At 60.8% G+C, this 26,585-nt stretch carries 24 protein-coding genes; 2 read left to right on the top strand and 22 right to left on the bottom strand.

What is annotated here, in order from left to right:
* Positions 1–5: 5 nt before the first annotated feature.
* The 11 genes from JOE34_RS04555 to JOE34_RS04505 form a co-directional block, all read right to left on the bottom strand.
* Positions 6–650, bottom strand: coding sequence for a methionine ABC transporter permease (locus JOE34_RS04555; protein WP_003341491.1), 645 nt, complete (start codon positions 648–650; stop codon positions 6–8).
* A complete protein-coding gene (locus JOE34_RS04550; protein ID WP_046266953.1) occupies positions 640–1,770 on the bottom strand; it encodes a methionine ABC transporter ATP-binding protein in 1,131 nt (376 codons plus the stop codon). The genes JOE34_RS04555 and JOE34_RS04550 overlap by 11 nt, the downstream gene beginning before the upstream one ends.
* Entirely contained in the window at positions 1,767–2,555 is a 789-nt protein-coding gene (locus JOE34_RS04545; RefSeq protein ID WP_003392434.1) for a MetQ/NlpA family ABC transporter substrate-binding protein, read from the bottom strand. Before JOE34_RS04545 ends, JOE34_RS04550 begins: the two co-directional genes overlap by 4 nt.
* A gap of 1,024 nt (positions 2,556–3,579) precedes the next feature.
* Positions 3,580–4,938, bottom strand: coding sequence for an LLM class flavin-dependent oxidoreductase (locus tag JOE34_RS04540; RefSeq protein ID WP_046265693.1), 1,359 nt, complete (start codon positions 4,936–4,938; stop codon positions 3,580–3,582).
* Positions 4,938–6,143 (bottom strand): SfnB family sulfur acquisition oxidoreductase, encoded by a 1,206-nt coding sequence (locus JOE34_RS04535; RefSeq protein ID WP_010414173.1) that lies wholly within the window; start codon positions 6,141–6,143, stop codon positions 4,938–4,940. The genes JOE34_RS04540 and JOE34_RS04535 overlap by 1 nt, the downstream gene beginning before the upstream one ends.
* A gap of 25 nt (positions 6,144–6,168) precedes the next feature.
* Positions 6,169–7,341 carry an SfnB family sulfur acquisition oxidoreductase gene (locus JOE34_RS04530; protein WP_229699103.1) on the bottom strand — a complete coding sequence of 391 codons (1,173 nt, stop codon included), beginning with the start codon at positions 7,339–7,341 and terminating at the stop codon, positions 6,169–6,171.
* 538 nt (positions 7,342–7,879) lie between these two features.
* Complete coding sequence (locus JOE34_RS04525; RefSeq protein WP_003430232.1) at positions 7,880–8,599, bottom strand: hypothetical protein; 720 nt, start codon at positions 8,597–8,599, stop codon at positions 7,880–7,882.
* Positions 8,600–9,176: 577 nt separating this feature from the next.
* On the bottom strand, positions 9,177–9,920 hold the full coding sequence (gene tcyN / locus JOE34_RS04520) for an L-cystine ABC transporter ATP-binding protein TcyN (RefSeq protein ID WP_010414186.1): 744 nt from the start codon (positions 9,918–9,920) through the stop codon (positions 9,177–9,179).
* A 3-nt stretch (positions 9,921–9,923) separates the two neighbouring features.
* Complete coding sequence (gene tcyL, locus JOE34_RS04515; RefSeq protein WP_003341471.1) at positions 9,924–10,592, bottom strand: cystine ABC transporter permease; 669 nt, start codon at positions 10,590–10,592, stop codon at positions 9,924–9,926.
* On the bottom strand, positions 10,589–11,386 hold the full coding sequence (gene tcyJ / locus JOE34_RS04510) for a cystine ABC transporter substrate-binding protein (protein ID WP_003341469.1): 798 nt from the start codon (positions 11,384–11,386) through the stop codon (positions 10,589–10,591). Before tcyJ ends, tcyL begins: the two co-directional genes overlap by 4 nt.
* Before the next feature lie 220 nt (positions 11,387–11,606).
* A complete protein-coding gene (locus JOE34_RS04505; RefSeq protein ID WP_209995148.1) occupies positions 11,607–12,605 on the bottom strand; it encodes a D-cysteine desulfhydrase in 999 nt (332 codons plus the stop codon).
* Between the two features lie 197 nt (positions 12,606–12,802).
* Between JOE34_RS04505 and epsC the strand changes: the two genes are divergently transcribed.
* The gene (gene epsC / locus JOE34_RS04500) at positions 12,803–13,756 is read left to right on the top strand and encodes a serine O-acetyltransferase EpsC (RefSeq protein WP_003341466.1); all 954 of its coding nucleotides are present in this window, start codon (positions 12,803–12,805) and stop codon (positions 13,754–13,756) included.
* Positions 13,757–13,768: 12 nt separating this feature from the next.
* Here the strand turns inward: epsC and JOE34_RS04495 are convergent, their stop codons facing one another.
* From JOE34_RS04495 to hutC, 6 genes are all read right to left on the bottom strand, one after another.
* Positions 13,769–14,476, bottom strand: coding sequence for an anti-sigma factor (locus JOE34_RS04495; protein ID WP_010414204.1), 708 nt, complete (start codon positions 14,474–14,476; stop codon positions 13,769–13,771).
* The gene (locus JOE34_RS04490; RefSeq protein WP_003414203.1) at positions 14,473–15,039 is read right to left on the bottom strand and encodes a sigma-70 family RNA polymerase sigma factor; all 567 of its coding nucleotides are present in this window, start codon (positions 15,037–15,039) and stop codon (positions 14,473–14,475) included. The genes JOE34_RS04495 and JOE34_RS04490 overlap by 4 nt, the downstream gene beginning before the upstream one ends.
* A 103-nt stretch (positions 15,040–15,142) precedes the next feature.
* Positions 15,143–15,676 (bottom strand): DUF3455 domain-containing protein, encoded by a 534-nt coding sequence (locus JOE34_RS04485; protein WP_003392415.1) that lies wholly within the window; start codon positions 15,674–15,676, stop codon positions 15,143–15,145.
* Positions 15,677–15,781: 105 nt separating this feature from the next.
* Entirely contained in the window at positions 15,782–16,957 is a 1,176-nt protein-coding gene (gene nhaA / locus JOE34_RS04480; RefSeq protein WP_096114323.1) for a Na+/H+ antiporter NhaA, read from the bottom strand.
* A gap of 49 nt (positions 16,958–17,006) precedes the next feature.
* Entirely contained in the window at positions 17,007–17,603 is a 597-nt protein-coding gene (locus tag JOE34_RS04475; RefSeq protein ID WP_010414219.1) for a HutD family protein, read from the bottom strand.
* Positions 17,600–18,310, bottom strand: a complete 711-nt coding sequence (gene hutC, locus JOE34_RS04470; protein ID WP_161420743.1) for a histidine utilization repressor — start codon at positions 18,308–18,310, stop codon at positions 17,600–17,602. The genes JOE34_RS04475 and hutC overlap by 4 nt, the downstream gene beginning before the upstream one ends.
* Positions 18,311–18,514: 204 nt before the next feature.
* On the opposite strand from hutC, the gene JOE34_RS04465 reads away from it, so the two are divergent.
* A complete protein-coding gene (locus JOE34_RS04465) occupies positions 18,515–19,879 on the top strand; it encodes a formimidoylglutamate deiminase (protein ID WP_209995146.1) in 1,365 nt (454 codons plus the stop codon).
* Between the two features lie 180 nt (positions 19,880–20,059).
* Here JOE34_RS04465 and JOE34_RS04460 read toward each other — a convergent pair whose 3' ends face one another.
* The 5 genes from JOE34_RS04460 to JOE34_RS04440 form a co-directional block, all read right to left on the bottom strand.
* The gene (locus tag JOE34_RS04460) at positions 20,060–20,638 is read right to left on the bottom strand and encodes a lipocalin family protein (RefSeq protein ID WP_003304589.1); all 579 of its coding nucleotides are present in this window, start codon (positions 20,636–20,638) and stop codon (positions 20,060–20,062) included.
* Positions 20,639–20,641: 3 nt separating this feature from the next.
* Positions 20,642–20,896 carry an outer membrane protein assembly factor BamE gene (gene bamE / locus JOE34_RS04455; protein ID WP_003304592.1) on the bottom strand — a complete coding sequence of 85 codons (255 nt, stop codon included), beginning with the start codon at positions 20,894–20,896 and terminating at the stop codon, positions 20,642–20,644.
* A 251-nt stretch (positions 20,897–21,147) separates the two neighbouring features.
* Complete coding sequence (locus tag JOE34_RS04450) at positions 21,148–22,158, bottom strand: class 1 fructose-bisphosphatase (RefSeq protein ID WP_003341445.1); 1,011 nt, start codon at positions 22,156–22,158, stop codon at positions 21,148–21,150.
* A 133-nt stretch (positions 22,159–22,291) separates the two neighbouring features.
* Positions 22,292–23,641 (bottom strand): DUF3999 domain-containing protein, encoded by a 1,350-nt coding sequence (locus JOE34_RS04445; protein WP_209996829.1) that lies wholly within the window; start codon positions 23,639–23,641, stop codon positions 22,292–22,294.
* A 26-nt stretch (positions 23,642–23,667) separates the two neighbouring features.
* Positions 23,668–26,481, bottom strand: coding sequence for a DUF2339 domain-containing protein (locus JOE34_RS04440; protein WP_209995144.1), 2,814 nt, complete (start codon positions 26,479–26,481; stop codon positions 23,668–23,670).
* Between the last annotated feature and the right edge of the window lie 104 nt (positions 26,482–26,585).

The raw sequence follows: 26,585 nt of genomic DNA, 5'->3' as shown, positions 1-26,585 counted from the left end.
GCTGCTTAGCGCCTGTCGAAGCTGCGTGCCAATCGGTCGCCGCCCAGTTGCACCAGCGCTACGACCGCAACCAGCAAGACGATCACTGTCAGCATCACCTGCGTGTCGAAGCGTTGATAGCCATAGCGATAGGCAATATCGCCCAATCCGCCTGCACCGATGGCACCGGCCATGGCCGATGAGTTGATCATGGTCACCAGGGTAATGGTGAAGCCACCGACGATACCGGGGCGCGCTTCCGGCAGCAGCACATGCCAGATGATGTGCCAGCGCCGACAGCCCATCGCCTGCGCGGCCTCGACCAAACCATGATCGACCTCGCGCAGGCTCACTTCGGCGATCCGCGCAAAGAACGGCGTGGCGGCAATGGTCAGCGGCACGACGGCTGCCCATACGCCATAAGTGGTACCGACGATCATCCGCGTGAACGGAATCAGCGCGACCATCAGGATCAGAAACGGAATCGAGCGAAACAGGTTCACGAAGCCGCCCAGCACCCGGTTGATCCCCGGTGCTTCGTAGATGCCGCCTTTGGAACTGGTCACTAGGATCACTGCCAGCGGAATGCCCAGCAACAGTGCGATCAATGACGACACACCGACCATCAGAAATGTGTCGAGGGTGCCTTGTAGCAAGCGATCAACCCACATAACCCAATACCTCCGCGCGTGGCGCCAGTGTGCGGGCGCATGCCAGTAGCTCGTCCCGGCTGTGCGGCGAGCCGGCAACCGACAGAATGAGATGCCCGATGGCGCGCTCCTGAATCCGCTCGACCCCGCCCTGCAGCAATTGCACCTTGCCGCCCAGCGCGGCAAACAGCGCAGCCAGATCCGGCCCTTCGTCACTGACACCGGTAAAATGCACGTCCAGCAGCAGGGCCGCATCGGGTCGTTGCGGTTGATCGCTCAGGCGTTCGGCCCACTCTTTCGGCAGCCCGGTTTGCAGTGGCGCCAGCAAGGTTTTGCTGACCTCGTGCTGCGGGTCGCCAAACACCTGCCATACCGGCCCCTGCTCGACGATTCGCCCTTGTTCCAGCACTACGACACGGTGGCAGATATCACGGATCACCGCCATTTCATGGGTGATCAGCACGATGGTCAGGCCCAGGCGCTGGTTGATCTCGCGCAGCAGGCCGAGGATCGACTGGGTGGTTTCCGGATCCAGCGCCGAAGTGGCTTCGTCGCACAACAGAATCGCCGGGTCGTGCACCAGCGCGCGGGCGATGCCGACACGCTGTTTCTGCCCGCCGGACAGCTGCGCGGGATACGCCTTGTGCTTGTCCTGCAAACCCACCAGTTCCAGCAACTGCGAGACCTTGCGCGCGCGTTGCTCCTTCGGCACGCCTGCGACCTTGAGCGGCAGTTCGACGTTCTGCCAGACGGTCTTGGCCGACATCAGGTTGAAGTGCTGGAAGATCATGCCGATGCGTCGGCGCAGCTCCACCAGCTTGTCTTCGTCGAACTCGCCGATGTCCACCTGATCGATCAATACGCGACCGCTGCTCGGTTGTTCAAGGCGGTTGATGGTGCGGATCAACGAGGATTTGCCTGCGCCGCTGCGACCGATAATGCCGAAGATCTCGCCGCGCTGGACGGCCAGATCGATATTGCCCAGCGCCTCCACCGGGCCTTGCTTGCCATGATAGGTCTTGCCCAGGTTGATGAAGCGCACATGCGCGCGATTCAGCTCCGGGTGCAGTTCGGCCTGTTGCGCCCGCTGACCTGCGCCCGCTATGTCGAGTGGTCGTTGGCGTTGCGCGGCTGCGGTCATTCTTTCCACCCGGCCTGGTAAAGCTTACCGTTGACCTTGTCCAGTGAGGCGCGGACGACCGGCGAGTGCTGGTAAATATCGACGAATTTTGCCAGACGCGGGTCATCCTTATGATCAGGCTTGATCACGAACTGAATTACGTATTCCGGGTGGTCCATGCCGTCGAACAGGATCGCCGAGTCAGCGGGAAAGGTCTTGGCCAGACGGATGTAGGCGGGGTAGCCCTGCACCAGATCGGCATCGTCGTAGGCTCGCACCAATTGCACGGCTTCGACCTGAATGAGCTTGAGTTTTTTCGGGTTGGCCGTGATGTCTTCCTCGGTGGCCTTGTAACCAACACCTTCCTTGAGCGTGATCAGCCCGGCCTTGGCCAGCAGTTGCAGGCCGCGTCCGCTGTTGATCGGGTCATTGGCGATGGCCACGGTAGCGCCGGTCGGCAGTTCGTCGAAGCTTTTGTACTTTTTCGAGTACAGACCTACGTTGTTGATGATCCCCGGTGCGTAAGGCACCAGACCGAAGCCGGCGGCTTCGTTGGCGTTGGTCAGGAACGGGATGTGCTGAAAGTAGTTCACGTCGATATCGCCGGCAGCGAGGCTGACATTGGGCGCGATCCAGTCGGTGAACTCGACCAGCTCGACCTTCAGGCCCTGCTTGCCAGCCTCTTCGACAGCGGCTTCGAGCGGTATGGCGAAGGCTGCCGTGGTCCCGACTTTCAGGGGTTTATCGTCGGCGTAAGCGGTCAGGGTCAACAGACCGAGGGCCAGTGCAGCGAGGGTTTTGCTCATGATGCGGTCCTTTTAAAAATCCCTAAGTCTCGTCCCCACGCCTTGTGCTTATTGCTCCCACAAGACCTGTGTACAACGCCAAGCGCTTCAGCGTGGGGGCGCATGTCGTCATCAAATACGGCGGCGTGCCGTCCCCGGCAGCGCATCGGTCCTGTGGGAGCGAGCTTGCTCGCGAAGAGGCCAGTGCAGACACAAAAAACAGGGCGTCTGGACAATCGCTTTCGCAAGCAAGCTCGCTCCCACAAAAACCTGTGTACAACGCCAAGCGCTTCGGCGTGGGGGCGCATGTCGTCATCAAATATGCCGGTGTGCCGTCCCCGGCAGCGCCTCGGTCCTGTGGGAGCGAGCTTGCTCGCGAATAGGCCAGTGCAGACACAAAAAACAGGGCGTCTGGACAATCGCTTTCGCGAGCAAGCTCGCTCCCACAAAAACCTGTGTACAACGCCAAGCGCTTCAGCGTGGGGGCGCATGTCGTCATCAACTACGGCGGCGTGCCGTCCCCGGCAGCGCGTCGGTCCTGTGGGAGCGAGCTTGCTCGCGAATAGGCCAGTGCAGCCACAGAAAACAGGGCGTCTGGACAATCGCTTTCGCGAGCAAGCTCGCTCCCACAAAAACCTGTGTACAACGCCAAGCGCTTCAGCGTTGGGGCGCATGTCGTCATCAAATACGGCGGCGTGCCGTCCCCGGCAGCGCATCGGTCCTGTGGGAGCGAGCTTGCTCGCGAATAGGCCAGTGCAGACACATAAAACAGGGCGTCTGGACAATCGCTTTCGCGAGCAAGCTCGCTCCCACAAAGCCTGCGTACAACGCCAAGCGCTTCAGCGTTGGGGCGCATGTCGTCATCAACTACGGCGGCGTGCCGTCCCCGGCAGCGCGTCGGTCCTGTGGGAGCGAGCTTGCTCGCGAATAGGCCAGTGCAGCCACAGAAAACAGGGCGTCTGGACAATCGCTTTCGCGAGCAAGCTCGCTCCCACAAAAACCTGTGTACAACGCCAAGCGCTTCGGCGTGGGGCGCATGTCTTCATCAAATATGTCGGTGTGCCGCCCCCGCATGCCGTTGCGGTAAAAGGTCGGTGCCTTGCGGAAACAGTTTTTTGCGCAAGCTGCCGTCCTGGTAAGCGGTCTTGTATGAGCCCCGGCGTTGCAGCTCCGGGATCACCAGGTCAATGAAATCCTCGTAACTTTCCGGGGTGACGATGCGGGTCAGGTTGAAGCCGTCCAGGCCGGTTTCCTCGATCCAGGATTCCAGTTCGTCGGCGACCTGTTCGGGCGAGCCGATCAGGGTGATGTAGCGGCCGCCCAAGGCGTGCTGGTCGAGCAGTTTCTGGCGCGTCCAGTCGTTGTTTTTCAGGTTTTTGGTCGCGGACTGAATGGCGTTGTTCTTCACGTACTGAATGGGCTCGTCCAGTTCGTACTGGGAAAAATCGATGCCTGTAGACGCTGCGAAGTGCGCCACGCCGGCTTCGGCGCTGGCATGGCGGCGGTATTCGGCGTGTTTCTCCCGAGCCAGTGCTTCGGTGGCCGCGACGATCACGTTCAGGCCCATGAACACCTTGATGTCCTCCGGATTGCGCCCGGCCCGTACGGCACTGGCGCGCACCTTGTCGACCTGCTCGCGGGTCGCTGCCTTGTTCTGCCCGCTGATGAACACGCATTCGGCGTTCTGTCCGGCAAACTGCAGGCCGCGCTCCGAACTGCCGGCCTGAAACAGCACCGGCGTGCGTTGCGGCGACGGCTCGCAGAGGTGATAACCCTCGACCTGATAGAACTCGCCCTGATGCCTGACCTTGTGGACCTTGCCCGGCTGGGCGTAGACGCGCTGTTCGCGGTCGTTGATCACGGCATCGTCTTCCCAACTGCCTTCCCAGAGCTTGTACAGCACCTCCAGGTACTCGTCGGCCTGATCGTAACGGCGGTCATGTTCGTTCTGCTCGCTGAGGCCCATGGCCCGCGCCGCGCTATCGAGGTAGCCGGTGACGATGTTCCAGCCCACCCGGCCACGGCTCAGGTGATCCAGCGTCGACATGCGCCTGGCAAACAGATAGGGCGCGTCGTAGGTCAGGTTGGCGGTCAGGCCGAAGCCCAGATGTCTGGTGACCCCGGCCATGGCCGAGACCAGCAGCAGCGGATCGTTGACCGGCAACTGGATCGCCTCCTTGAGGGTGACGTCCACCGAGTTCTGATAGACGTCATACACGCCCACGATGTCGGCGATGAACAGGCCGTCGAACAGTCCGCGTTCCAGCAGTTTCGCCAGGTCAGTCCAGTATTCCAGGCTGTTGAATTGCGTCGAGGTGTCCCGTGGATGGGTCCACAGGCCATGGTTGATATGGCCGATGCAGTTCATGTTGAACGCGTTGAGGAGGATCTTTTTACGCGCCATCAGATCGTCCCTCGCAAGGGAGGATTAGTGTCGTTGAGGTAGTAATTGCCGATGGCATGAAACTTCCAGCGTACCGGGTCGTGCAGCGTATGAACGCGCGCATTGCGCCAGTGGCGATCCAGGCCGTGTTCGGCCAGTGTGGATTGACTGCCCGCCAGTTCGAACAGCGTGCTGCCGGCTGCCAGGGAAATCTCCGTACTGATGGCGCGCGCTTCGGCCACGGCGATCGACGCAGCGGCGACAGTCTCGGCATTGCTGTCGGCCTGAGCGACATCCAGAAACTCACCGGCGCGCTCAAGCAGTGCTTCGGCGGCATGCAGGCGAATACCCAGCTTGCCGAAGCTGTGCAGCGTCAACGGGTCGTCCACAGCCTTTTCGATACCCGAATCGATCCATGGCCGGGTACGCGTCTGCACGAACGCCAGGGCGTCCTCGAAGGCAGCACGGGCAATACCGGTGTCGATCGCGGCGTGGAGAATCTGCGCCAGCGGCCCGACCGTGGTGGGGCGCTGGAAGGCGCTCTGGAACGGCACGACATCGCGGGCGCTGACATGCACATTGTCGAACACCACCGAGCCACTGCCCGTGGTGCGCTGCCCGAAACCGCTCCAGTCATCGATGACACTGAGACCCTCGCTGTCGTGCGGCACGAACACCAGTTGCTGCACACCCTCGTCGTCAACGACCGAGGTGGGAATACGTTGCGCATACAGCGCGCCGGTGGCGTAGAACTTACGGCCGTTGATGCGATAACCGTCCCCGTCGCGGCTCAGGCGAGTGGTGCGGTCATGTGCGGTTCTGGTCCCCAGTTCGGCCAGCGCATTGCCGAAGCGTACGCCTGCCAGTGCCTCGGCGTACAAGCGCGCCTGCTGTTCCGGACTGCCGTTCACACGCAGCACTTCCAGAGCGTAAAAATGGTTTTGTGGAATCTGGCCCAGCGAGCCATCGGCTTCTGAAATCAGCTGGATCACCTTGGCCAGGGTGATGTTGGAAACACCCGCGCCGCCAAGGGCTTGCGGCACACTGATGCCCCATAGACCGGACTGGCTGAACAGCTCGAGTTCGGCATGCGGCAAACGGCGCTCGCGATCGCGATGTGCGCTGTCGGTTTTCAATTGCAGGGCCAGTTCGCGGGCTACATGCAGGGCCTGAGCGTCACTGGTGATCAGCGCCGCGTTATCGCGCGCTTTTGGGTTGGAACTCATGAAGGGGTTTCTCCAGTGGTCTGGTTCAGATCCAGGAATGGCGAGCAGGCAGGGTGCCGTTCAAATGCCAGGTGCCGACCGCGTGGTATTTCCAGCGCACCGGGTCATGCAGGGTGTGGACCCGCGCGTTGCGCCAGTGGCGATCAAGATTGAACTCGGCCAATGTCGCGCGGCTGCCTGCCAGTTCGAACAGCTTCTCGCTGGCTAGCAGCGAGATCTCGGTGGTCAGTACCTTGGCTCGCGCCACCGCGATGGAGGCGCGGGCTGCCGAGTGCTCATCGATAGGCGCAGCGTTGATCTCGTCGAGCTCCTGGCCCGCCTTGCGCAGCAGGGCTTCTGCCGCGTGCAGTTCGAGTTTCAGCTTGCCGATGTCGGCGATCACGTAGAGGTCATCGCTGGCGCGCTCGACGTTGGCGTCGATCCATGGACGGGATTTCTCGCGTACAAAAGCAATCGCATCGTCGATGGCGCCGCGCGCAATACCCGCGTCGATCGCGGCCTGGATCAGTTGCGAAACCGCGCCCTGAATGTTCGGCGTCAGTGACAGGCGCCAGTTATCGACCACCAGCGCAACGTCCACCGGCACGTTGTCGAGCAGTACCGTGCCGCTGGCGGTGGTGCGCTGGCCAAAGCCCGACCAGTCATCAACGATGCGCAGTCCCGGAGTGCCACGCTGGACGAAGGCCATTATCTGCCGCCCCTGGTCATCCAGCGCCTTGACCGCAACCCAATGTGCGAACAACGCACCCGTGGAGTAGAACTTCTGTCCGGTGATGCTCAGACGGTCACCGTTGGTGGTGATCCGTGCCTTGAGTTCCAGGGTATTTTTGGTGCCACGCTCGGGCCCTGCGTTGCCGATGCGCCAACCGTTCAGCACGCTCTGGAACAGCGTTTTCTTCTGCTGCTCGGTGGCGCTGCTCTGCAGCAAGTGCAGAATGCCGAACTGGTTTTGCGGAATCTGTCCCAGTGCCGGGTCGGCAGCAGAAATGATCCTGAAGACTTCGGCTACCGTGACGAACGACACTTGCGGGCCGCCGTACGCGCGCGGGATGGAAATACTGCCCAGTCCACTGCGGGTGAACTGTTCGATTTCAGCCCATGGCAAGGCGCGTTGTCTGTCGCGATTGGCGGCATTGATCTGCGCGGCCGCCGCCAGGTCGTGGGCTGCTGCAATGGCTTGCGCGTCGTTTTGCAACACGGTTGCCTTCAGCAGGCGGGGGGCAACGTCAGGTTCTTGTGGAGCCTCGACGCGGTGGGTCGCTACCGTTGCCGGATCAGACTCGCGTCGCTCACCGTCAATCGATACGACCCTGGGTTTGTCCACAGGGGTAGTTGTGAAAGGGACCATCGGAACCTCGTAGCAGTAGGCCGCATCAGGTGCGGCTGGAAAACATCACGATGTCCGGTGGTCCGGTGCATATACCCTAAGCGTGTATAAAAGTTTTTAAAACGTGCTTTTTGGAATAAGCATAGATGGTTATTGTCAGTCGCCAATGCCTGTTTATGTACTCACCTTGCGTAACACAACCTGTTAGACGCCTGCGCAGAAGCAAGTGTGGATGAAACATGGTGTATGCCGAAGCGACGTTGAACTTTCTTACCCGCGTGGCCAATGTTTAATACACGTAATGAGCGTGAATAAATAACGCTGCGTTTTTAGAGTGTTCCGTGCGGTGCTGTCCATTGAACAGTATCGTGGAGTGACGCGGTTTATCCGACTGGCCGTCGTCAGGTATTCAATGCCCCAGCGGTTGGATCTTTATTATCCGGGGCGGTGCCCAAAGCGAGTTGTTGCCCACCCGGTCGATGACACAGTAACTCACTTCCAGCCGTTGCTCGTCTCCGCCTTCGCGTATCAACTCAGGCGGTACAACCAAATCGACCGGCTCACCGACATCGTCGGCGGTGAGCGGCGGCAGGTCCATACGCAGATCGCCCCAACGTATGGTGATCTCGTCGTGAACAGCCATGTTCAGATAAGGCTCGATGGTCATCGGCAAGCCGCCCTCCAGGTGTCTGCGCGAAAGGCCGTGGCGTATGACCGATGGCGCCACATAGAGTGGCGCCAGCCCCTGGTTTTCTTCCGTATTGGCGCTGACCAGCTGTCCTCCCGGTGCGTTGAGCTTGACCCATAGCTTGCGGCAGGGCGAAGTCACGGGCACTCCGCCTATCTTCATGACCCGGTAGTAGGTTCTCGCCTTGCCATTCTGCAGAAAGCTTTCCGGCACACGTAGGATGACCGGCTTGCCGACGTCGGATGCCTTCAAAATTGTTGACGCGACGTAACAACCGTCCCAAAACAGTTCGATCAGATCGCCTTCTTCCATGCTGCCGTAGGGATCAACATGAACAACGAGTTGAGAGGCGTTCCTCACGCCTATGCCATGCCGGCTCGCCAGCGGTACAGAAGGGATCGGCAAGCTCAGGGGGTGGGCGTTGCAAGTGCTTTGATTCATGTCGGGGTGCTCCTGATAATCAATAGTTCAAGTAAAGAATCGTCATAAGTTGTCATGTTCAAGTAATAAAGTGTGCGGTTCAGGCAGGGGGATAAGTACCTTAAATATCCAAGTTATGGCAAACATTACAAACGGTATGAATTGTGTACTTGAAACTTTGCTGCCTCACTGGAATGAGTGAAGTAGGTGAGCTAATGGGCTTTGCGGGCACTTGTCAATGTGCGAAGTGCATTTAAGGCTTGTTTACTTGAAAACCGGATACTTCCTACGCTGTATGTTTGGAACCGTTGACTTCCCACTAAACAACTGTCCTACCACAAAGTATCAATGGCAACAGACTGTAACCGACGGGATTAAGGCTGTAAGGGAACGTCTGGCAAGACGGGCACGCAACGGCGCAGCCGGCTACGGATCAGGGCGCAGAACGGACGTACGCTAATTTTATTATTTCGATGATTTTTCGGAAAATTACGCGGGAATTCAGCAAGGATATTGAACGATCAATCCTTCCAGAAATGTAAGAAAAAAGCAGCGCCACTGAATACACGCTGCTTTTTGCGCAGGCTGATCTTCCTGATCAGGAGCGGGTACGCTCAAGAAACTGCCTTGTGCGTTCTTCTTTCGGGTTGGCAAACAGCGCTTTGGCTTCGCCTTGCTCCACGATCACTCCCTTGTCGATGAAGATCACCCGGTTGGCGACGTCCCGGGCAAAGCTCATCTCGTGAGTGACGATGACCATGGTGCGGTTCTCTTCAGCCAGAGCGCGAATGGTGGTCAGCACCTCGCCGACCAGCTCCGGGTCCAGGGCCGAGGTCGGCTCGTCGAACAGGATCACTTGCGGCTCCATCGCCAGCGCCCGTGCAATCGCCACGCGCTGTTGCTGCCCGCCGGAAAGGCGTCGCGGGTAAGCGTCTTCCTTGCCGCTCAGGCCTACCTTGGCGAGCAGCTTTCTGCCCAGCGCCTCGGCAGCTTCGCGGGCCACCTTCTTGACCACCACCGGGCCTTCGATGACATTTTCCAGTGCGGTGCGATGCGGAAACAGATTGAAGTTCTGAAACACGAACCCGACCTGCTGACGCAACTGGCGGATCAACCCCTGCTGCTGGTTCATGGGGCGAGTGCCATCAATCTCGATGTCACCGACCTTGATGCTGCCACTGTCAGGGGTTTCCAGCAGGTTCAGGCAGCGCAGCAGGGTGGTCTTGCCCGAGCCGCTGGGCCCGATGATGGCCACCACTTCCCCGGCTTCGATACGCAGATCGATGCCCTTGAGCACCTCATTGCCTTTGAATGCCTTGGTGAGTTTTTCAACCACTATCATGTGTCAGGTCTCCAGATCGTGCCGGTTGACCCTGGCTTCCAGCTTGTTTTGCAGGTGCGAGAGCGCCGTTGCAAGGATCCAGTAGATCAGTGCAGCGGCCAGGTACATGGTGAATATTTCGAAGGTGCGTGCGGTGATCAACTGCGCCTGACGGAACAGCTCCGGGACCTGGATGGTGGCTGCCAGCGCCGTGTCCTTGACCAGCGAGATAAAGCTGTTGCCCAGTGGCGGCAATGCGGTACGTGCGGCCTGCGGGAGGATCGCCCGACGCATGGTCTGCCAGCGGGTCATGCCGATACTGGCCGCTGCCTCCCACTGGCCGCGCTCCACGGAACTGATGGCCGCGCGCAGGATTTCGCAGGCGTAGGCGGCCATGTTCAGGGAAAAACCGATCAGTGCGGCGCTCAGCGGTTCGAGCTGGATACCCAGCTCCGGCAGGCCGTAATAAATCACGAACAGCTGCACCAGCAAGGGCGTGCCACGAAAGAACGACACGTAGATACGCGCTATCCAGTTCACTGGTTTGATACGCGAGAGGCGCATCAATGCCAGACCGAAGCCCAGCAGCAAACCGAAAAACATCCCGCCAATACTGAGGAAAACCGTGTAGTACGCGCCCTTGAGCAGGAAGGGCGCGGAGTCCAGCGCGAGCTGAAGGCTCTCTTCAATCATTTGGTGACGTCAGCGTTGAAGTACTTTTCCGACAATTTCTTCAGCGTACCGTCCGCACGCAGCTTGTCGATGGCCTTGTCGATGGCCGCCAGCAATTCAGGCTCGCCTTTACGCAGGGCAATGCCCGACTCCTGGCGGGAGAATGCGTCGCCCGCCGGGACGAGTTTGTTTTTTGTCTTGGCAGCCATTTCCAGAGCGGCCAGACGGTCAACGAGGATCGCATCAATACGACCGACACTCAGGTCCTGGATCTTGCTCGGGTCATCGTCATAGGTTTTGACGATTGCGCCTGGAACGTTTGCCTTGAGCCATTCCTCGTAGTTGGTGCCCAAACCTACACCGACCTTTTTACCCGTCAGGTCTTTGGCGGACTTGATCGCGTCTTCGTTCTTCTTCAAAACCAGCGCCTGAATACCGGACACGGTGTAGGGCTCGGAGAAGTCGTACTTCTTCTTGCGCTCGTCGGAAATGGTCACCTGGTTGATCACCACGTCCAGACGCTTGGAATCCAGAGCGGCCAGGATGCCATCCCATTTCGACGGCTGGATCTTGGCCTTCACACCCAGTTCCTTGGCCAGCGCTTCGGAAAACTCGACTTCGAAGCCGGTGAGCTTGCCGCTCTCATCCACAAAGCTGAACGGTGGGTAAGTGCCTTCCAGGCCGACATTGAGCGTACCGCTGTCCTTGATTTTCTGCAGTTGCTCGCCAGCCATGGCTTGCCCGGCGATACCGGCACTGAGCATCAAGCCCATTGCCGAGAAAAGAAACGTACGACGAATAGCGGAAATGTTCATGCGAGCCCCTTGTTGGTATGGAAGTGTCTGGCCATTTTCTGACCCGACTCGAGCAACTTCGTGCTGATTATTCAGCTTTTTTTCAGGCAGTTACGTCAGGTGTAAGGTTAAGCGTTGTGGTCTGTCGGGCGCGACTATATAGCCATCTGCTTATGAGGAAAAATAACAAAAAAAGTTATTTTCCCTCTGGAAAGGCATAAAAGCCGCGTGGGCTAGAACGTCACTGGTCGAACGCATCCGGGTAGGCAAACAGCGCTGGCGCACCGCCGGTGTGCAGGAAGATCAGCGGGCCGTCGTTGAAGCGTTGACGGCCAATGCCATCGAGCAGCCCGGACATGGCCTTGCCGGTATAAACCGGATCGAGCAACAGCCCTTCGTGGCTGGCCACCAGCTTGATGGCTGACAGCGTACCGGCGTTCGGTTCGCCGTACCGTGGGGCGAAATACTCATCCCACAGTTCGACCTTGAAGTGCTCAGGCAGCGCAACGCCTAGCAACTCTGCGGTGCGCTCGGCCAGGCCCTGCACCTTGGGCAGCTGTGCTTCTTCACTGCGCGATACGGTCACGCCGATGACCGGCAATTGCGGCTGTTCGTGAGCCAGTGCCAACGCCAGACCACTGTGCGTGCCGGCACTGCCGGAGGCCAGAACGACAGCCGCAAAATCGATACCGGTCTGTTTGATCTGCTCGGCCAGTTCCAGCCCGGCGCGCACATAACCCAGCGCACCTACCGGGCTTGAGCCGCCGATGGGGACCAGATAAGGCTTTTTGCCGCTGGAACTCAGGCGCGCAGCCAGGGCCTGGAGTTGCTCGTCGGCGTTGTCGAGGTTTTCCACCAGCTCTACCTTGGCATCGAACAGCTCCAGTAGCAGGCGATTGCCGTTTTTCAGGTAACTGGGGTCTTCGGTGCCGATAGGGTTTTCCAGCAGCGCCACACAGCCAAGGCCCAGGCGCGCGGCCAGGGCAGCGGTCTGGCGGACATGGTTGGACTGGATGGCGCCGGCGGTGATCAGTGTGTCGGCACCTTGGGCCAGCGCATCGGCGGCCAGGTACTCGAGTTTGCGCACCTTGTTGCCGCCCAGGGCCAGCGTGGTGGTGTCATCTCGCTTGATGTAGATATCACGATCTGCCCAGACCGACAGGCGCTCGAGCTTTTCCAGAGCCGTTGGCGCGCTGATCAGGTCCAGGCGTTTGAAGCGGGCAAGCTGATTTTTGATCATGGTCGTCGATAAGCCGTGTAAAGAGTCACCGGACTATAGGCAGACGTTTCTCGCACGGCAACTTATCTGTGCGCACGGCGCTCTTCGCGTATTCCGACAGAAATTGTTGTTTTTTTCGTCTGAATGTTTGCCGTAGAGTGGTAACAGCAGCGGCCCTTACTGTCGGTCGCCACCCTTCACATCAAGGAGAGTCAAGCGTGAGCGATATTCCAGAAGCGTCCGCCGACGGCCGCTCCAGCCATTGGCAGTTGCAGCGCATCGTCAGCCAGTTGCGTGGCGCGCGTGAAGACTGGCGGGCTCGCAACAGGCGGGTGAGCGGTGAGCACGGTGGACGTGAGCTGCCTTCGCGTGCGGCCATGGGCGAGATTCTTGAAGCCTTGAGCGGTGCACTGTTCCCGATGCGCCTGGGCCCGGTGGACCTGCGTGAGGAAAGCGAGGACTTCTATGTCGGCCATACGCTCGATGTGGCGCTCAATGCGCTGCTGGCCCAGGCCCGGCTTGAATTGCGCTACGTGGCCCATCAGCAGGGTGGTGACCTGAACAGCATTGATGCGCGAGCGCTGGAGCTGATCCAGGGTTTCGCCATGGCCCTGCCCGGTATTCGTCTGTTGCTGGATACCGACGTGCTGGCCGCCTATCACGGCGACCCTGCGGCGCGCAGTGTCGATGAGGTGCTGTTGTGCTATCCCGGCATTCTGGCGGTGATCCACCATCGGCTGGCGCATTATCTGTATCGCGCCGGTTTGCCGCTGCTGGCGCGTATCAGCTCGGAAATCGCTCATTCAGCGACCGGTATCGATATTCATCCGGGAGCGCAGATCGGCCCGAGCTTTTTCATCGATCACGGAACAGGCGTGGTCATTGGCGAAACCGCGATCATCGGCGAGCGGGTGCGGATTTATCAGGCCGTAACCCTGGGCGCCAAGCGCTTCCCGTCGGACGAGGACGGCCAGTTGCAGAAAGGTCATGCACGGCATCCGATCGTTGAAGACGACGTGGTGATCTACGCTGGCGCGACGATTCTGGGGCGTATCACCATCGGCAAAGGTTCTACAATCGGCGGCAATGTCTGGCTGACGCGCAGCGTACCGGCAGACTGCAACCTGACCCAGGCCAACCTGCTGCAACAGGACGACTGCAGCCGCAAGTAGTCTGCCTCTGCGTCAGATCACCTTCACCGCCCGGCCGATGAACTGAATCGGCCCGGTGGGTTTGCCGATTGGCGAGCCAGTGGATTTCTCCAGTGTCAGCTCGAACAACTGATTGGGTTGCAGCGGCGGCAGTTTATCCAGCGGCACATGCAGGCTCTCTCCCGGCTTGACCAGGCCAAGCGAAACCGGGCCTTGCCAGTCGTCACCCTTGGTCCAGAACTCCAGCGCCTTGTCGGCCGGAACCTCGAATACACCCAGCGGGATAAGCTGTATTTCCTGCGAGTTACTGGCCTGCACGACCCAGCCGGGAGCCTTGTCCTGCGGTCCTACGAGGACCACCAGATAAGACGGTTGCGCCGGTGCGCGGGTCAGCAGCGTCATGCCCAGTACCAGCGAAGCAGCCAGGCCTGCTCCGGCGAGGCCGCGCCAGATCGACAGGTTGTCCCACCAGCGAACGCGCGGTTTTTGCGGCGTGCTGGCAGGCGTGGTCATGTCCAGCAGGTTACGTTCGATGCGATCCCACAGGCCAGGCGATGGCGTCACCGGTTCGGCCAGCTCGGTCAGGGGCAGCAGACGCTGCTCCCAGGCATTGACGGCAGCCTGCAGGTCGGGCTCGCGCGACAGGCGACGCTGTACGTCGAGCCGCTTCTGCGCCGAGAGCGTGCCGAGTACATACTCGCCAGCCAACTCATGAATGTTGTCGTCTAAAGGCCGGGTCATCCCATGCACTCCCGCAAAGCCGTCAGGCTGCGCTTGATCCAGGCTTTGACCGTACCCAATGGCGCGCCAATTTTCTGCGCGATTTCCTGATGCGAATAACCGTCTACGTAAGCGTGAAAAATACAGTTTCGTCTTACTGGTTCCAGTTGCTCCATGCATGAAGTAATCCGTCCTGGATTGACCCGCCAATCGAAGGCATCGCCGATTTCCTGCCAGCCTTCCAGTGTCGCCTGTTCCTGATGATCTTCACTGCCGTCGTCTTCGACACGCACCTCGCGAGCCGTGTTGCGCAACGTGTTGAGCGCCAGGTGGCGGGTCACGCTGAAGATCCACCCACGTGCCGAACCACGCGAGGCATCGAAGCTGGCCGCGTGGGACCAGATTTTCAGGAACGCGTCATGCACGATGTCTTCGGCCAGCGCGCGGTCACGCACCAAGCGCTGAGCGACGCCGAGCAACCGGGCGCTTTCCTGTTGATAGAGACGCTGCAAGGCCTGCTTTTCACCGCGAGCGCAGGCCTGCAACGTGGCTTCGTAATCAAAGAGAGATTCGTGCGAAGACAAGATGATCCGCCATCAATGGAAGACTGCTGCCTCGTTGATATCACGAGGCTCCCGCCCAGCAGCATAGCTTAATGCTAAGCGGTCACCCGGTTAGTGATGGCTATCAGCTCGCAGTCCAGAACAGGTAGTCGGCCTGATACTTGACCACTTCCTTCGCGCCCTTGTTGCTCTCTGCGCAGGCTTTGGCCGGGGCAACGCCGCCTTTCAGGGCCACACGCTGAATGTACGTGACGCCGGTCATTGCGCCCTTGCCTTCGGCCGGGTTGGCCTTGACCAGCTGGTACGGCAGGTTGCCAGTGCTCGAAGGGGCCACGGCAACCTGGGTGCCGGTTATTTTGGAACCGTCTTTGGCTTCCCAGGTAGCAGGCGGGCCGTAGTAGGTGCCGACCTGTTTGCCGCTCTTGTCGTTGAGCACTGCTTTGGGGCCGACGAACGCCCACTCCATTTCGTTGGGCATGTTGGCCTTGGCGCGGCACTCGTAGGTGATCTCGCCAACCCCGGTGGTTTGCATGCCGACCTTGTTGCCAGCCGGCACACGGACGCTTTCGGGGAGGTCGGTCTGAGCCATGGCAACAGACGACAGGCAAGTGAAGGCCAGGGTGGTACCAGCAAGGCAGAGCAAGCGTTTTGCGTTCATGCAGAAATCTCCAGAAGGTTTGACCGCGCTCAGCAACTCGAAGTGGCTGCTGAATGTACTACCCGCGAGAAACCCATCTGGATGCAGTGATTTGAAAATATTTTTTCAGGCCCGACTGAAACGGCTGCGCAGCAGCACAATTCCGGCAATCGCGGCCAGCCCCGAGCCGATCAGTACGCCGACCTTCACCTCGTCGATCAGGTGTTGCGAGCCGGGGAACGCCAGGTTGCCGATGAACAGGCTCATGGTGAAACCGATGCCGCACAGAATCGCCACGCCGTACAGCTGCACCCAGTTGCTGCCCTCCGGCAATACTGCCAGCCCGGCGCGGATGGCCAGCACGGCGGCGAGAAAAACGCCGATCTGCTTGCCCACGAACAGCCCCAGCGCAACGCCCAGCGGCACAGGATCGATCAGGTTGCCCAAGGTGATGCCGGCCAGCGACACGCCCGCATTGGCAAAACCAAAGATCGGCACCACGGCGAAGGCCACCCAGCAGTGCATCTTTTCTTCGAGGAACAGCAGGGGCGAGCGGGCTTCTTCCTCGGGCTTGCCCATCGGGATGCACAGCGCCAGGGCGACACCGGCCAGCGTGGCATGCACACCCGATTGCAGGACGAAGAACCACAGCAGCGCGCCGAGCAGCAGATAAGGCAGCAGACGGCGCACGTTCAAACGATTCATGACGATCAGCACCGCCAGCGTCACGAAGGCGGCGGCCAGCATCGGCAGGTTCAGACCGGAGCTGTAGAAGAAGGCGATGATCGTCACGGCGCCCAGATCGTCGAGGATCGCCAGCGCGGCCAGAAACACCTTCAGCGAGGTCGGCACCCGATTGCCGAGCAGCGACAGCACGCCGAGGGCGAAGGCTATGTCGGTGGCTGCCGGGATCGCCCAGCCGCTCAGGGTCTGCGGATTGCCCCAATTGATCGCGATGTAGATCAGCGCAGGCACCAGCATCCCGCCTGCGGCTGCAAAGCCGGGCAGGGCGCGTTGCCCCCAGGTCGCCAGACCACCGGCGAGGACTTCACGTTTGATTTCCAGGCCGACCATCAGGAAGAAGATCGCCATCAGCCCGTCGTTGATCCACAGCTCGACCGAGAGGCCCAGCCAGACGCTGTGCAGGATCGAGAAATAGCCGGCAGACAGAGGCGAGTTGGCAACGATCAATGCCGCCAGCGCAGCGGCCATCAACACGATGCCGCCGGCTGATTCGGAGGCGAGGAAGCCGGCGAGGATGGCAATGCCTCTGGGCGTTTCCCGGTTCGGAACTTGAGTCATGGTCGTCCTTGAACGAAAAGCTGGTTTTATAACGTCTGCAGACAGGCGCTTACTGGCCTGTGGCGGTGAGCTCGATCAGGCAGCAACGGCTGGCGCGAGGTGATTGCAGTTCGACTTCCAGCAAACCGCCAGCGTTGTCCACCTGAGCGCAATCGTGTTTGCCGAGGATTTCCCACGGCTGACTGTCGACGCTGATCGCCACTTGCTCGGCCATGCTGAACAGCACCAGGGTGCTGGCTGAACTGAACAGGCGTTGCGGGTGACGCACGTCTATCCAGTGCAGGCGTGCAGTGTAGCGGTGTGGGGCATAAATCAGGTTGAAATCGCGAATCGGCCCGTCCAGCAAGGTGCAATTGACCTGGCTGTCACCGATGAATGCAAACGGGTCCGATGGCAGCAGCGGACGACTGCTCAGCCCATCCACGTCCAGCGTCATGCCCGCGCCCTGAAGGACCGTGATGATGCGCTGATAACCGGCGAACACCGAAAAACCGCCCGAGGTTTCGATGTCGGCAATCGACAGCCGCCAGCCGAAACCGTCCAGGTCCTGGCCGGCGTCGCGAGCGATTTCTTCCGTGCTGCCTCCGCCGTTCTTCCACGGCATGCGCGGGTAGTCGACGGCGCGCAAAATGCGGGTCTGGCTCATTTGGTAAAGCGTCCTTCCAGGCGATGGCGGGAGCCGGGGTGGATCAGGCGCGCGGCGGTGACCGGCTGACGGCCTGACCAGGTACGGCGGCGAATCAGCAGGCAGGGTTCTCCCGCCTCTATCTGCAACAGCCTGCATTCATCGGCTTCGGCGAGAATCGCCTCGACCACATGCTCGCCTTCGGTGAGCGGCGCAACCTGCGAGAGGTAGGCGTAAGGCGTCTGCAGGGTAAAGTCCTGCCGGAGGTAGTCCGGAGCGACCTGGGCGTTCACGAAGCGGTCCTCGATCTGCACCGGGATGTCGTTCTCGTAATGCACGATCAACGAGTGGAAGACCCGCTGGCCTTCACGCATGTCCAGCGCCAGGGCGCGCTCGGAGCCAGCGGCTTCCTCCTTGAGGACCATGACCTTGCAGGTATGGCGATGGCCACGCGCGGCGATCTCGTCGGCAATGTTGTGCACTTCGAACAGCGCCGACTGGCTCTTGGGTTCGGCGACAAAGGTGCCGACGCCCTGCATGCGTACCAGCAGGCCCTCGGCGGTCAGCTCGCGCAGTGCCCGGTTTATGGTCATGCGGCTGAAGCCCAGTTGCGTCACCAGTTCGCTTTCCGACGGCACACGGTGGTGCGGCGGCCAGGTGCCGTTCTGGATTTGCAAGGCGATCATCTGTTTCACGCGGGCGTACAAGGGTGCAGGACTTTCGCCCATCTGGGCTGCCAGGGAAGAAGCGGCGGGCGGAGTCGACACGTGGGAGTCCTTGTTGTTCGAGACGGTGTTTTCGAGAGCATTCAGACGCTGCAAAGCGTCCACGCTAACCATTAAGCAGCTGCTCGGCAAGCATGCAGACGGTTTACCGGTCACTCAAACGTCTGTATATGTATATACAAATTACAGTGATGAGGTGTGAAGTCAATGTCAGCCTTCTTTGCCGAGCGCGCGTTACTCTCCGACGGCTGGGCCAGCAACGTTCGCCTGGAGGTCGGTCAGGACGGTATTTTGACCCGCGTCGAGGCCAATGCCGAGCAGCAGGGCGCCGAGAAGGTTCACGGGCCTTTACTGCCTGGCATGCCGAACCTGCACTCCCACGCGTTCCAGCGCGCAATGGCCGGGCTGGCGGAAGTGGCGGGTAACCCTAACGACAGTTTCTGGACCTGGCGCGACCTGATGTATCGCCTGGTGGGGCGCATCAGCCCGCAGCAACTGGGCGTTATCGCTCGCCAGCTGTACATCGAGATGCTCAAGGGCGGCTACACCTCGGTTGCCGAATTTCATTACGTGCATCAGGACAGCGATGGCAAACCCTATGCCGACTCTGCCGAGCTCGCGCTGCAGATCAGCCAGGCAGCCGGTTCGGTCGGTATCGGCCTGACCTTGCTGCCGGTGCTGTACAGCCATTCCGGTTTTGGCGGGCAGGCGCCCAACGAGGGCCAGCGGCGTTTTATCCACAGCACCGACAGCTATCTGGATCTGCAGGCTCGTTTACGTCCGGTTCTGGCGGCTCAGCCTGCGCAGCAGCTGGGGCTGTGCTTCCACTCGCTGCGCGCGGTGACGCCGCAGCAGATCAGTGAGGTGCTGGCGGCCAGTGACCGGCAGTGTCCGGTGCATATTCATATCGCGGAGCAGCAGAAGGAAGTCGATGACTGCCTGAGCTGGAGTGGTCGACGCCCGCTGCAATGGCTGTATGAAAACGCGCCAGTGGATAACCGTTGGTGCCTGGTCCATGCGACCCATGCCGAGGCGGATGAAGTGGCCCTGATGGCGCAAAGCGGCGCAGTGGCAGGGTTATGCCTGACCACTGAAGCCAACCTCGGCGACGGGATCTTTCCGGCGGTGGACTACATTGCTCAGGGCGGTCGCTGGGGGATCGGTTCGGACAGTCACGTCTCGCTCAGCGTGGTCGAAGAACTGCGCTGGCTGGAATACGGCCAGCGTCTGCGCGATCAGCGCCGTAACCGGCTATATCGGAGCGATCAGCCCATGGTTGGTCGCACGCTATACGACGCTGCACTCGCCGGTGGCGCGCAGGCATTGGGGCAGCAGATGGGGACGCTGCAAGTGGGGCAGCGCGCGGACTGGCTGGTGCTGGATGGCAACGACCCGTACATCGCCACGGCGTCGGACGACGCCATCCTCAACCGCTGGCTGTTCGCTGGCAGCGATCGGCAGATCCGCGACGTGGCGGTCAACGGGCGGTGGGTCATACGCGAAGGGCGACACGCCGCAGAAGAACAAAGCAGCCGCGAGTTCGCGCAGGTGTTGAGGGAGTTGCTGGGCTGATGCAAGGGAGGACGCAGAGCACTCGGCGTTATCCACGAGTCCGCTTCTGCTTCTGGCCGAAGGCCGTGGGAGCGAACTTGTTCGCGAAGGGGCCGGAAAGCGTTCTGAAATTTATCGTTCGAACGACCGTCTTCGCGAACAAGTTCGCTCCTGCCGGGCTTAGCCAGAATCCCGATTCGGTTACTTCTCGCCCTTGCCGATCTTCGAGTCATCCTCGCGCCAGATCAGGCGTGAGGTGTCATAGCCTTGCTGGCGGGCCTTGCTGAGCATGTCTTCCCTGACCGAGGCAGACACGGTCGGTGTACGCGACAACAGCCACAGGTACTTGCGATCCGGGTTGCCGACCACGGCGGTCCGGTAGCCTTCGCTGACGTCCAGAATCCAGTAATCACCTTTGGCAACGCTCGGCAGCAGGCGCGAGAACCAGTTGTCGAACACAACCCACAGCTTGTCGGTCTTGCCTGGAACCTGCGGTGAGGCGGTCCCGGTGGCTTCTTCCCACTTGCCTTCAATCGTGCGGCAGCGGTTGGTCACCGCGATATTGCCGTCATCCTTGAGCGTGTAACGGGCCTCGGACTGAGCGCACTTGCGCTGGAAGAACATCGGCAGGCGGGCGATCTCGTACCAGGTGCCCTGATACTGCTTGAGGTCGACGCTGTCGACAGTCTTGGGCTCGAGATTGTCAGCCGAGTGGGCAAAACCGATGGCCAAAAAGCTGGCCATGACACAAATTCCAAAACGTACCAGTACCTTGATCATGTGTTATTTCAGACCCTGGCCCGAGAACAGCACAACCTTGTCCGCTGCGTACTGCACGCTGATAAAGGTGTTCTGGTCGCCCCAGGTGCAGCTCGACATGCCCAGCGCACCGGAACATTCCGTCGGGCTGCCCAGCAAGGACTCGACTTGAGCCTTAGGCATGCCAGCGGACAGTTTGGAGTAGTTTTCCTGAGTGATCTTGCTGCAGGCAGCCAGCAGGACGCAGAACGAGATTAACGCGACAGAACGCAAGGACATGGATGTAGCTCCTGAACGGAAGGGGGTCGCGTCGCAGTGCAAGCCGGTGCAGTCTGGCGCTGGCGCAATACCGCAAGCTTAGAAGAGAAAAAGGGAATCTGGTTCCCGGACGGCGCAAGGATTTATGCCGTGGATCAGACAGTTGGCCCGCAGAAGGGGCTGGGCGAAGGGCGGGCTGCTTGTTTTGCCTGGCATTGACTCACGCGGTGGTGATCGAGCATGGCCCGACCACCACCGGTGCATAAGGCGTCTTACGCTTTGTGATACGCGGTGGCGCGCTCGACTTCTTCCTTGGAACCCAGGTACACCGCAACGCGCTGGTGCAGGCCTTCAGGCTGAATGTCGAGAATACGCTGATGGCCGTCAGTGGACGCACCGCCAGCCTGTTCGACCAGGAAGGACATCGGGTTGGCTTCGTACATCAGGCGCAGCTTGCCCGGCTTGGAAGGCTCGCGGCTGTCGCGCGGGTACATGAACAGGCCGCCACGGGTCAGGATACGGTGTACGTCGGCCACCATCGCCGCGACCCAGCGCATGTTGTAGTTCTTTTTCAGCGGACCGTCTTCACCGGCCAGCAGCTCGCTCACGTAGCGCTGTACCGGGGCTTCCCAGTGGCGCTGGTTGGACATGTTGACCGCGAACTCCTGAGTGGACTCCGGGATGGTGATGTCTTCGTGAGTCAGCACGAAGCTGCCCATCTCGCGGTCCAGGGTGAAGCCTTTCACGCCATCGCCCAAGGTCAGGACCAGCATGGTTTGCGGGCCGTAGATGGCGTAACCGGCGGCGACCTGTTCGGTGCCTGGCTGCAGGAAGGCCTTTTCATTCAGCGCTTCGTTCTGGCTCAGGTATTCGTTCGGGCAGCGCAGTACCGAGAAGATAGTGCCGACCGGTGCGTTGATGTCGATGTTCGACGAGCCGTCCAGCGGGTCGAAAACCAGCAGGTAGGCACCCTTCGGGTATTTGCCCGGGATCTGGTAGGCGTTGTCCATTTCTTCGGACGCCATACCGGCCAGGTGACCGCCCCACTCGTTGGCTTCGAGCAGAATCTCGTTGGAGATTACATCGAGTTTTTTCTGCACTTCGCCCTGAACGTTTTCGGTGCCCATGCTGCCCAGTACGCCGCCCAGCGCGCCTTTGGAGACGGCGTGACTGATTTCCTTACATGCGCGCGCCACAACTTCGATCAGGAAGCGCAGATCGGCAGGGGTGTTGTTGCTGCGAGTCTGCTCAATCAAGTAACGACTTAGTGTGACGCGGGACATGGATAGCTCCGAAAATAGGGGTATGAAAACCCGCGCAGTTTAACGCGAGTGGCGACGTAATACTGCTATGAGACTGGCTTAAGACTGTTTCAGTTCAGATGTCAGGCGAACCGCGCCTGACAGGCCGCCTGTTTCAGCGTTTTGCAGCGCGCAGCGTGCTGAACGCCATCCAGCCAAGGAACACCACGCCAAGCAGCAGCACGGCCCAAAGCCCCAAGCGTTTGAAGTCAGTACTTTGTTGCACAGCGATCGGCGCAGCGGACATGTTGGCCACAGCCGCTGTGGCTGGGCTCGCTGTGCCGAGAGTCGCGAGCTTTTCCGCACTCAGGTCAGGAATCAGCGTGGCCAGCGACAGGTTGGCAGCCTTGACGCTCGGGTTGCCGATTGCCAGGGTGAATGGCCCGTTACCGCGCGCCAGGAACACCACCTCCGTGGCAGGCACGGCCACACTCAACTGCGGCGCTTCACTGCCCAGTCCGCCGCCACGATCATCCACCACCAGCTTGAGCTGCTGAACGATGCGTCCGGACAGTTGCAGCTGGTCCTGCAAAACGTCGCTGTTGTTCTGCGACAAGCGATACAGCAGGCCGCTGCTGATCGGCTGCCAGGGCTTCCCGGCATCGAGCCGGCCGTAGAGCGTCGCCGGTGCCAGGCTGTTGGGCTGGGTGATGTCGATTTTGACGCGGCCTATCGGCAAGCCGGTGGGCAGTTGCCAGACATACTCGTTGGGGCTTTCGACGCTGCCCTTGACCGGTGGCGACCAGGTCAGCGGTGTGGTCGGAGTGTCGCTGCTGGCGCTCAGCAGGTGCGCAGAGATCAGCAGCGGCGCGCTGTGCGGGGAACGCCACAGCAGGCGCAGATAGCGGGCGCTCTGGCCGGGCAGGCCGACTTCGCGCTGTTCGACCACTTCGTCGGCAAACGACAGCCGCGCAACCTGTCCTTCGCCCCAGTTGCGCCAGTGCTGCAGGTCGTCACTGGCTTCGATGCTGAAATTCTGGAAGCCCTCCCGCTCGGTGCTCCAGTCGATGACCAGTTGTTCAAGCGGTGCCTTGATTGCGCTGGTGTCCAGCAACCAGCCGCGCAGCACTTCTTCGCCTGCTTCGATATCGCTTTGTGGCTGGACCTCGATCACGCTGCCGTTGCTGGAGCGCTCGATACGGATGACCGGTGCGGTGTCGCCTGCCTCCTGTGTGCTGTACAGGGCAAACCCGTTGACTTCGATCGGCGTCGGCTCCTGTTCGGGCGCGGGCTGGCGCGGCGTGATCGAGTAAGCCTGCGGCTGGCCCTCTGCATTGAACACGCGTACATCGCTCAGATCGGTCTGCCGGGCATTCAACTGGACGGCAAGCGGCAACTCGATGCGATACCACGGTCCTTCGCCGCTCAGGCTTAGCGGCGTCTGGCTGGCGAAGTCCGCCGGTTTGTCCTGGGCGAGGGCGGTTATCGCCGTGCACAAGGCCAGGCCAAGCACGGCGATCTTCATGGCAGGATGACTCAAGAACGGTTTCCTCATAGCGTGTCCGGTGCGGCAGTCGGGCCTGGGCCGGGTTTTTCGCCGACCTCTGTGACAGAGTGTTTCGGCGGTAAAGGTGCGAAATATCCCACCACCAATAGCAAAATGCCAACGCCGATGAACGAGACGATGCGCTCCATGCCGCCGCGATTGCTCAGCTCGACGAAGAACAGCTTGACCACCACCACCCCGATCAACGCTGCACCGCCCAGCCACAGCTGGCGGTTGGAGCGCATGTGACCGCCGATCATCAAGGCCAGTGCCATCAGCGTCCAGACTATCGACAACCCGGCCTGAACGCGCATGGAGTCGAGCAGCGCCCCGGTGTTCCATGGCACATCAGCCCAATGATGCGCCGTGCGCATGACCATTGCCGTAACCAGCGCGAAGAGTGACGCGCCAGCCATCAGCAAGGCAGCGTTACCAAGGCGCATGACGTGTTTGCGTAGCCACAGGCAGACCCCTGCCAGTGACAGCAGCAAACCGATTTCCAGCGGGTTGAGCAGCGGAATATACGGCAGTGGATCCGCCGCGCCGTCGCTGAAGGTATTCGCCAGCCAGAACCACGCCATCATCAACACCGCCAGCGGCGCAGCGGCCCCGAGGTGATAGGCCTCGGGGCAGGCGTTTACCGGCCACGGCCATTGGCGCGTCGAGCTCATCGCCAGCAGGAACAGGCTCGGCACAATCGCCCAGCCCAGCCAGCGCCAGGCGTTGTAATGTTCGGACAGTTGCAGCAGGCCTAAGCGCAGTTCCAGTGCCAGCACGGTGATGATAAGCAGGCAGCCCACGGTGTGAGCGACGCGTCGGGCGAGGATGGATTGCATGCCGGTCAGAAAGCGCAGGGTCAGCAGATGCACGGCAAACACCAGCAGCCAGGCCAGCCAGCCCAGGCGCCCTGCGGGATGGTTGTGCAGGTCCACCGAGATCATCAGCAAAGCGGCGCTGAGTGGCGTCAGTACGCTGCACAGCGCGGCGAGATCCGGCCAGCGCAATCGGATGGCGATTGCCGCCCAGAGCGCCACGCTGAGCGCAAGGGCTAGCAAAAACGCTGCAGCCAGATAGGCCTCTGGCGCGTGCAGCATCACAGCGCTGGTCAGTGAGACCATCCACCAGAAAGCGGCCCAGATGATCAGCAGTGTTCGAGCGGTGCGCTGATCGATGAGGGTCAGCGAATTGAGGCGGAACACGCACCAGGCACTGACCATGGCTGCGACCGCCAGGATCATCGGCGTCCAGTAATCGTTGGCAAAGGCTTGCGGCGAGCTCTCGGTGCCGCCGCTGATCAGAATCGCGCTGGCGCCCAGTTGCAGCAGCAGGCCGAAAGCCTGTGCCAGCCTGCGCTGTTGGCGCAAGCCCAGCCAGAAAATCGCCGCGCCTTCCACGGCCCACGCGCTGGTTGTCCACTGCGAACCCAGGCCCAGCGGGATCGCCAGCGTGGCAAACACCACGCCCAGCGCCAGGCAGGTTTCCATCAGCAAGGCGGTTTGGCTTGGCGCACGTGCTGCCAGCCAGCGTGCCAGCGCCATGTAGATCAAGCCGAGCGCAAGCGCGCTGAACGCAGCGCCGAATTCCAGATGCTCGACCAGCGCATATTGCAGGCCGAACCCGGCTATCGGCGTGCCCAGCAACAGCGTGCCGTCGACGTAATCGCCTTGGCGGGCAGCCCAGCGCAGCATGGCTTCGCGAGTGTGGTCGGGCGGCGCGCTGTCCAGCTCCAGCAGTTTGCGGCGGGCAAACAGCAGGCCGATGGCCAGATACATCAGGAAGAACACCATCAGAAAGGGCTCGGTGCTCCAGAACAATGCGGGTGTATAGGCCTGCAGGCCCCACGCGAAGCCGATGCCGAACGTGCCGAAGAAGCCGATCAGGTTGAGAATGCGCCAGGCCTTGAACCAGGCGATGGCGATGATGCCCGCATTGAGCAGTGCAAAGTAACTGAACAGCGAGATATGGCTGCCTTGCCCGGTCGATGCCAGCAACGGTGCCGCGAAGCCGCCCAGCGCACCGGCGCAGGCGAGGGCCAGCGAGTTCTGTGTCAGCGCCAGAATGGCTGAGAAACTAGTGATTGCGACCAGCAGCGCGAAGCCCAGCGTCGGGTCCAGCAGGGTGTGCAGTTTCATCGCGGCGAAGACAGTTAGGTACAGCACCCCTACGCCGGCGCCTTGCAGCATCAAGGCGTAAGGACCGTTGCGCATCCGCAGCCACCAGCCCAAACCGAGCAGAGCCATGGCGCTCGCGGCCACTGCGGCGTAGCGCGCTTCAAGCGGCACGACCATGCCTTCGGTGGCATAGCGCAGCAAAAACGCCAGGCCGAGGAACAGCACCACGACACCCACGCGCAATACGGTATTACCGCCCAGCAGCCAGTCTTTTGCGGCGTTGATCGCGCTGTCCAGCGGATTGGCTTTTGCTGCCCTGGTTGGTTGGAGTATCTGTGGTGCGGGCTCGGCAGGCGTTGTTGCCTGCGGCGCTTCGTCCGGTAGGTCCCAGATCAGTTCGGGGCCGTCGGTGGGCGCTTCGACGATGACTGCATCGAGTGGAAGCGGCGCAGGGGCCTGCGCAGGCGGCACGCCGGGCGCAGACTGACGTTCGAGTGCGCTCAGGCGCTGCTGAAGGACATCGAGGGATTCGCGGGTTGCGAGCAGTTGCTGCAGCTGATCGGCGGATTGCCTGCCAAGCAGACGCACGCGAATGCCGGCCCAGAAAACCCAGCCCATGACTGCACCCATCAGCGTACCGGCCCACTCGTCATAACTGAGCGAGTAGCCCAATAGCGCACCGCCCACCACCAGACAAATCCAAAGCACGCGACGACATCCTTTTCGGTGTGTGAAGGTTCATCGTGCGCAGTATATAGGGGCGGGCGGACATCGCTTGTAATGTTTTATGCCGGGGGCACCAGAGTCTCTGC

The organism is Pseudomonas sp. PvP028, assembly GCF_017832255.1.
Taxonomy (GTDB): Bacteria; Pseudomonadota; Gammaproteobacteria; order Pseudomonadales; family Pseudomonadaceae; genus Aquipseudomonas; species Aquipseudomonas syringae.
The sequence above is the reverse complement of the archived record's forward strand: the minus strand, read 5'-3'. Positions and strand labels throughout refer to the sequence as shown.

Coding starts and splice junctions, on each gene's coding strand:
- JOE34_RS04555 (WP_003341491.1), bottom strand. CDS start 650: ATGTGGGTTGATCGCTTGCTACAAGGCACCCTCGACACATTTCTGATG.
- JOE34_RS04550 (WP_046266953.1), bottom strand. CDS start 1,770: ATGACCGCAGCCGCGCAACGCCAACGACCACTCGACATAGCGGGCGCA.
- JOE34_RS04545 (WP_003392434.1), bottom strand. CDS start 2,555: ATGAGCAAAACCCTCGCTGCACTGGCCCTCGGTCTGTTGACCCTGACC.
- JOE34_RS04540 (WP_046265693.1), bottom strand. CDS start 4,938: ATGGCGCGTAAAAAGATCCTCCTCAACGCGTTCAACATGAACTGCATC.
- JOE34_RS04535 (WP_010414173.1), bottom strand. CDS start 6,143: ATGAGTTCCAACCCAAAAGCGCGCGATAACGCGGCGCTGATCACCAGT.
- JOE34_RS04525 (WP_003430232.1), bottom strand. CDS start 8,599: ATGAATCAAAGCACTTGCAACGCCCACCCCCTGAGCTTGCCGATCCCT.
- tcyN (WP_010414186.1), bottom strand. CDS start 9,920: ATGATAGTGGTTGAAAAACTCACCAAGGCATTCAAAGGCAATGAGGTG.
- tcyL (WP_003341471.1), bottom strand. CDS start 10,592: ATGATTGAAGAGAGCCTTCAGCTCGCGCTGGACTCCGCGCCCTTCCTG.
- tcyJ (WP_003341469.1), bottom strand. CDS start 11,386: ATGAACATTTCCGCTATTCGTCGTACGTTTCTTTTCTCGGCAATGGGC.
- JOE34_RS04505 (WP_209995148.1), bottom strand. CDS start 12,605: ATGATCAAAAATCAGCTTGCCCGCTTCAAACGCCTGGACCTGATCAGC.
- JOE34_RS04495 (WP_010414204.1), bottom strand. CDS start 14,476: ATGACCCGGCCTTTAGACGACAACATTCATGAGTTGGCTGGCGAGTAT.
- JOE34_RS04485 (WP_003392415.1), bottom strand. CDS start 15,676: ATGAACGCAAAACGCTTGCTCTGCCTTGCTGGTACCACCCTGGCCTTC.
- nhaA (WP_096114323.1), bottom strand. CDS start 16,957: ATGACTCAAGTTCCGAACCGGGAAACGCCCAGAGGCATTGCCATCCTC.
- JOE34_RS04475 (WP_010414219.1), bottom strand. CDS start 17,603: ATGAGCCAGACCCGCATTTTGCGCGCCGTCGACTACCCGCGCATGCCG.
- hutC (WP_161420743.1), bottom strand. CDS start 18,310: ATGGGCGAAAGTCCTGCACCCTTGTACGCCCGCGTGAAACAGATGATC.
- JOE34_RS04465 (WP_209995146.1), top strand. CDS start 18,515: ATGTCAGCCTTCTTTGCCGAGCGCGCGTTACTCTCCGACGGCTGGGCC.
- JOE34_RS04460 (WP_003304589.1), bottom strand. CDS start 20,638: ATGATCAAGGTACTGGTACGTTTTGGAATTTGTGTCATGGCCAGCTTT.
- bamE (WP_003304592.1), bottom strand. CDS start 20,896: ATGTCCTTGCGTTCTGTCGCGTTAATCTCGTTCTGCGTCCTGCTGGCT.
- JOE34_RS04450 (WP_003341445.1), bottom strand. CDS start 22,158: ATGTCCCGCGTCACACTAAGTCGTTACTTGATTGAGCAGACTCGCAGC.
- JOE34_RS04445 (WP_209996829.1), bottom strand. CDS start 23,641: ATGAAGATCGCCGTGCTTGGCCTGGCCTTGTGCACGGCGATAACCGCC.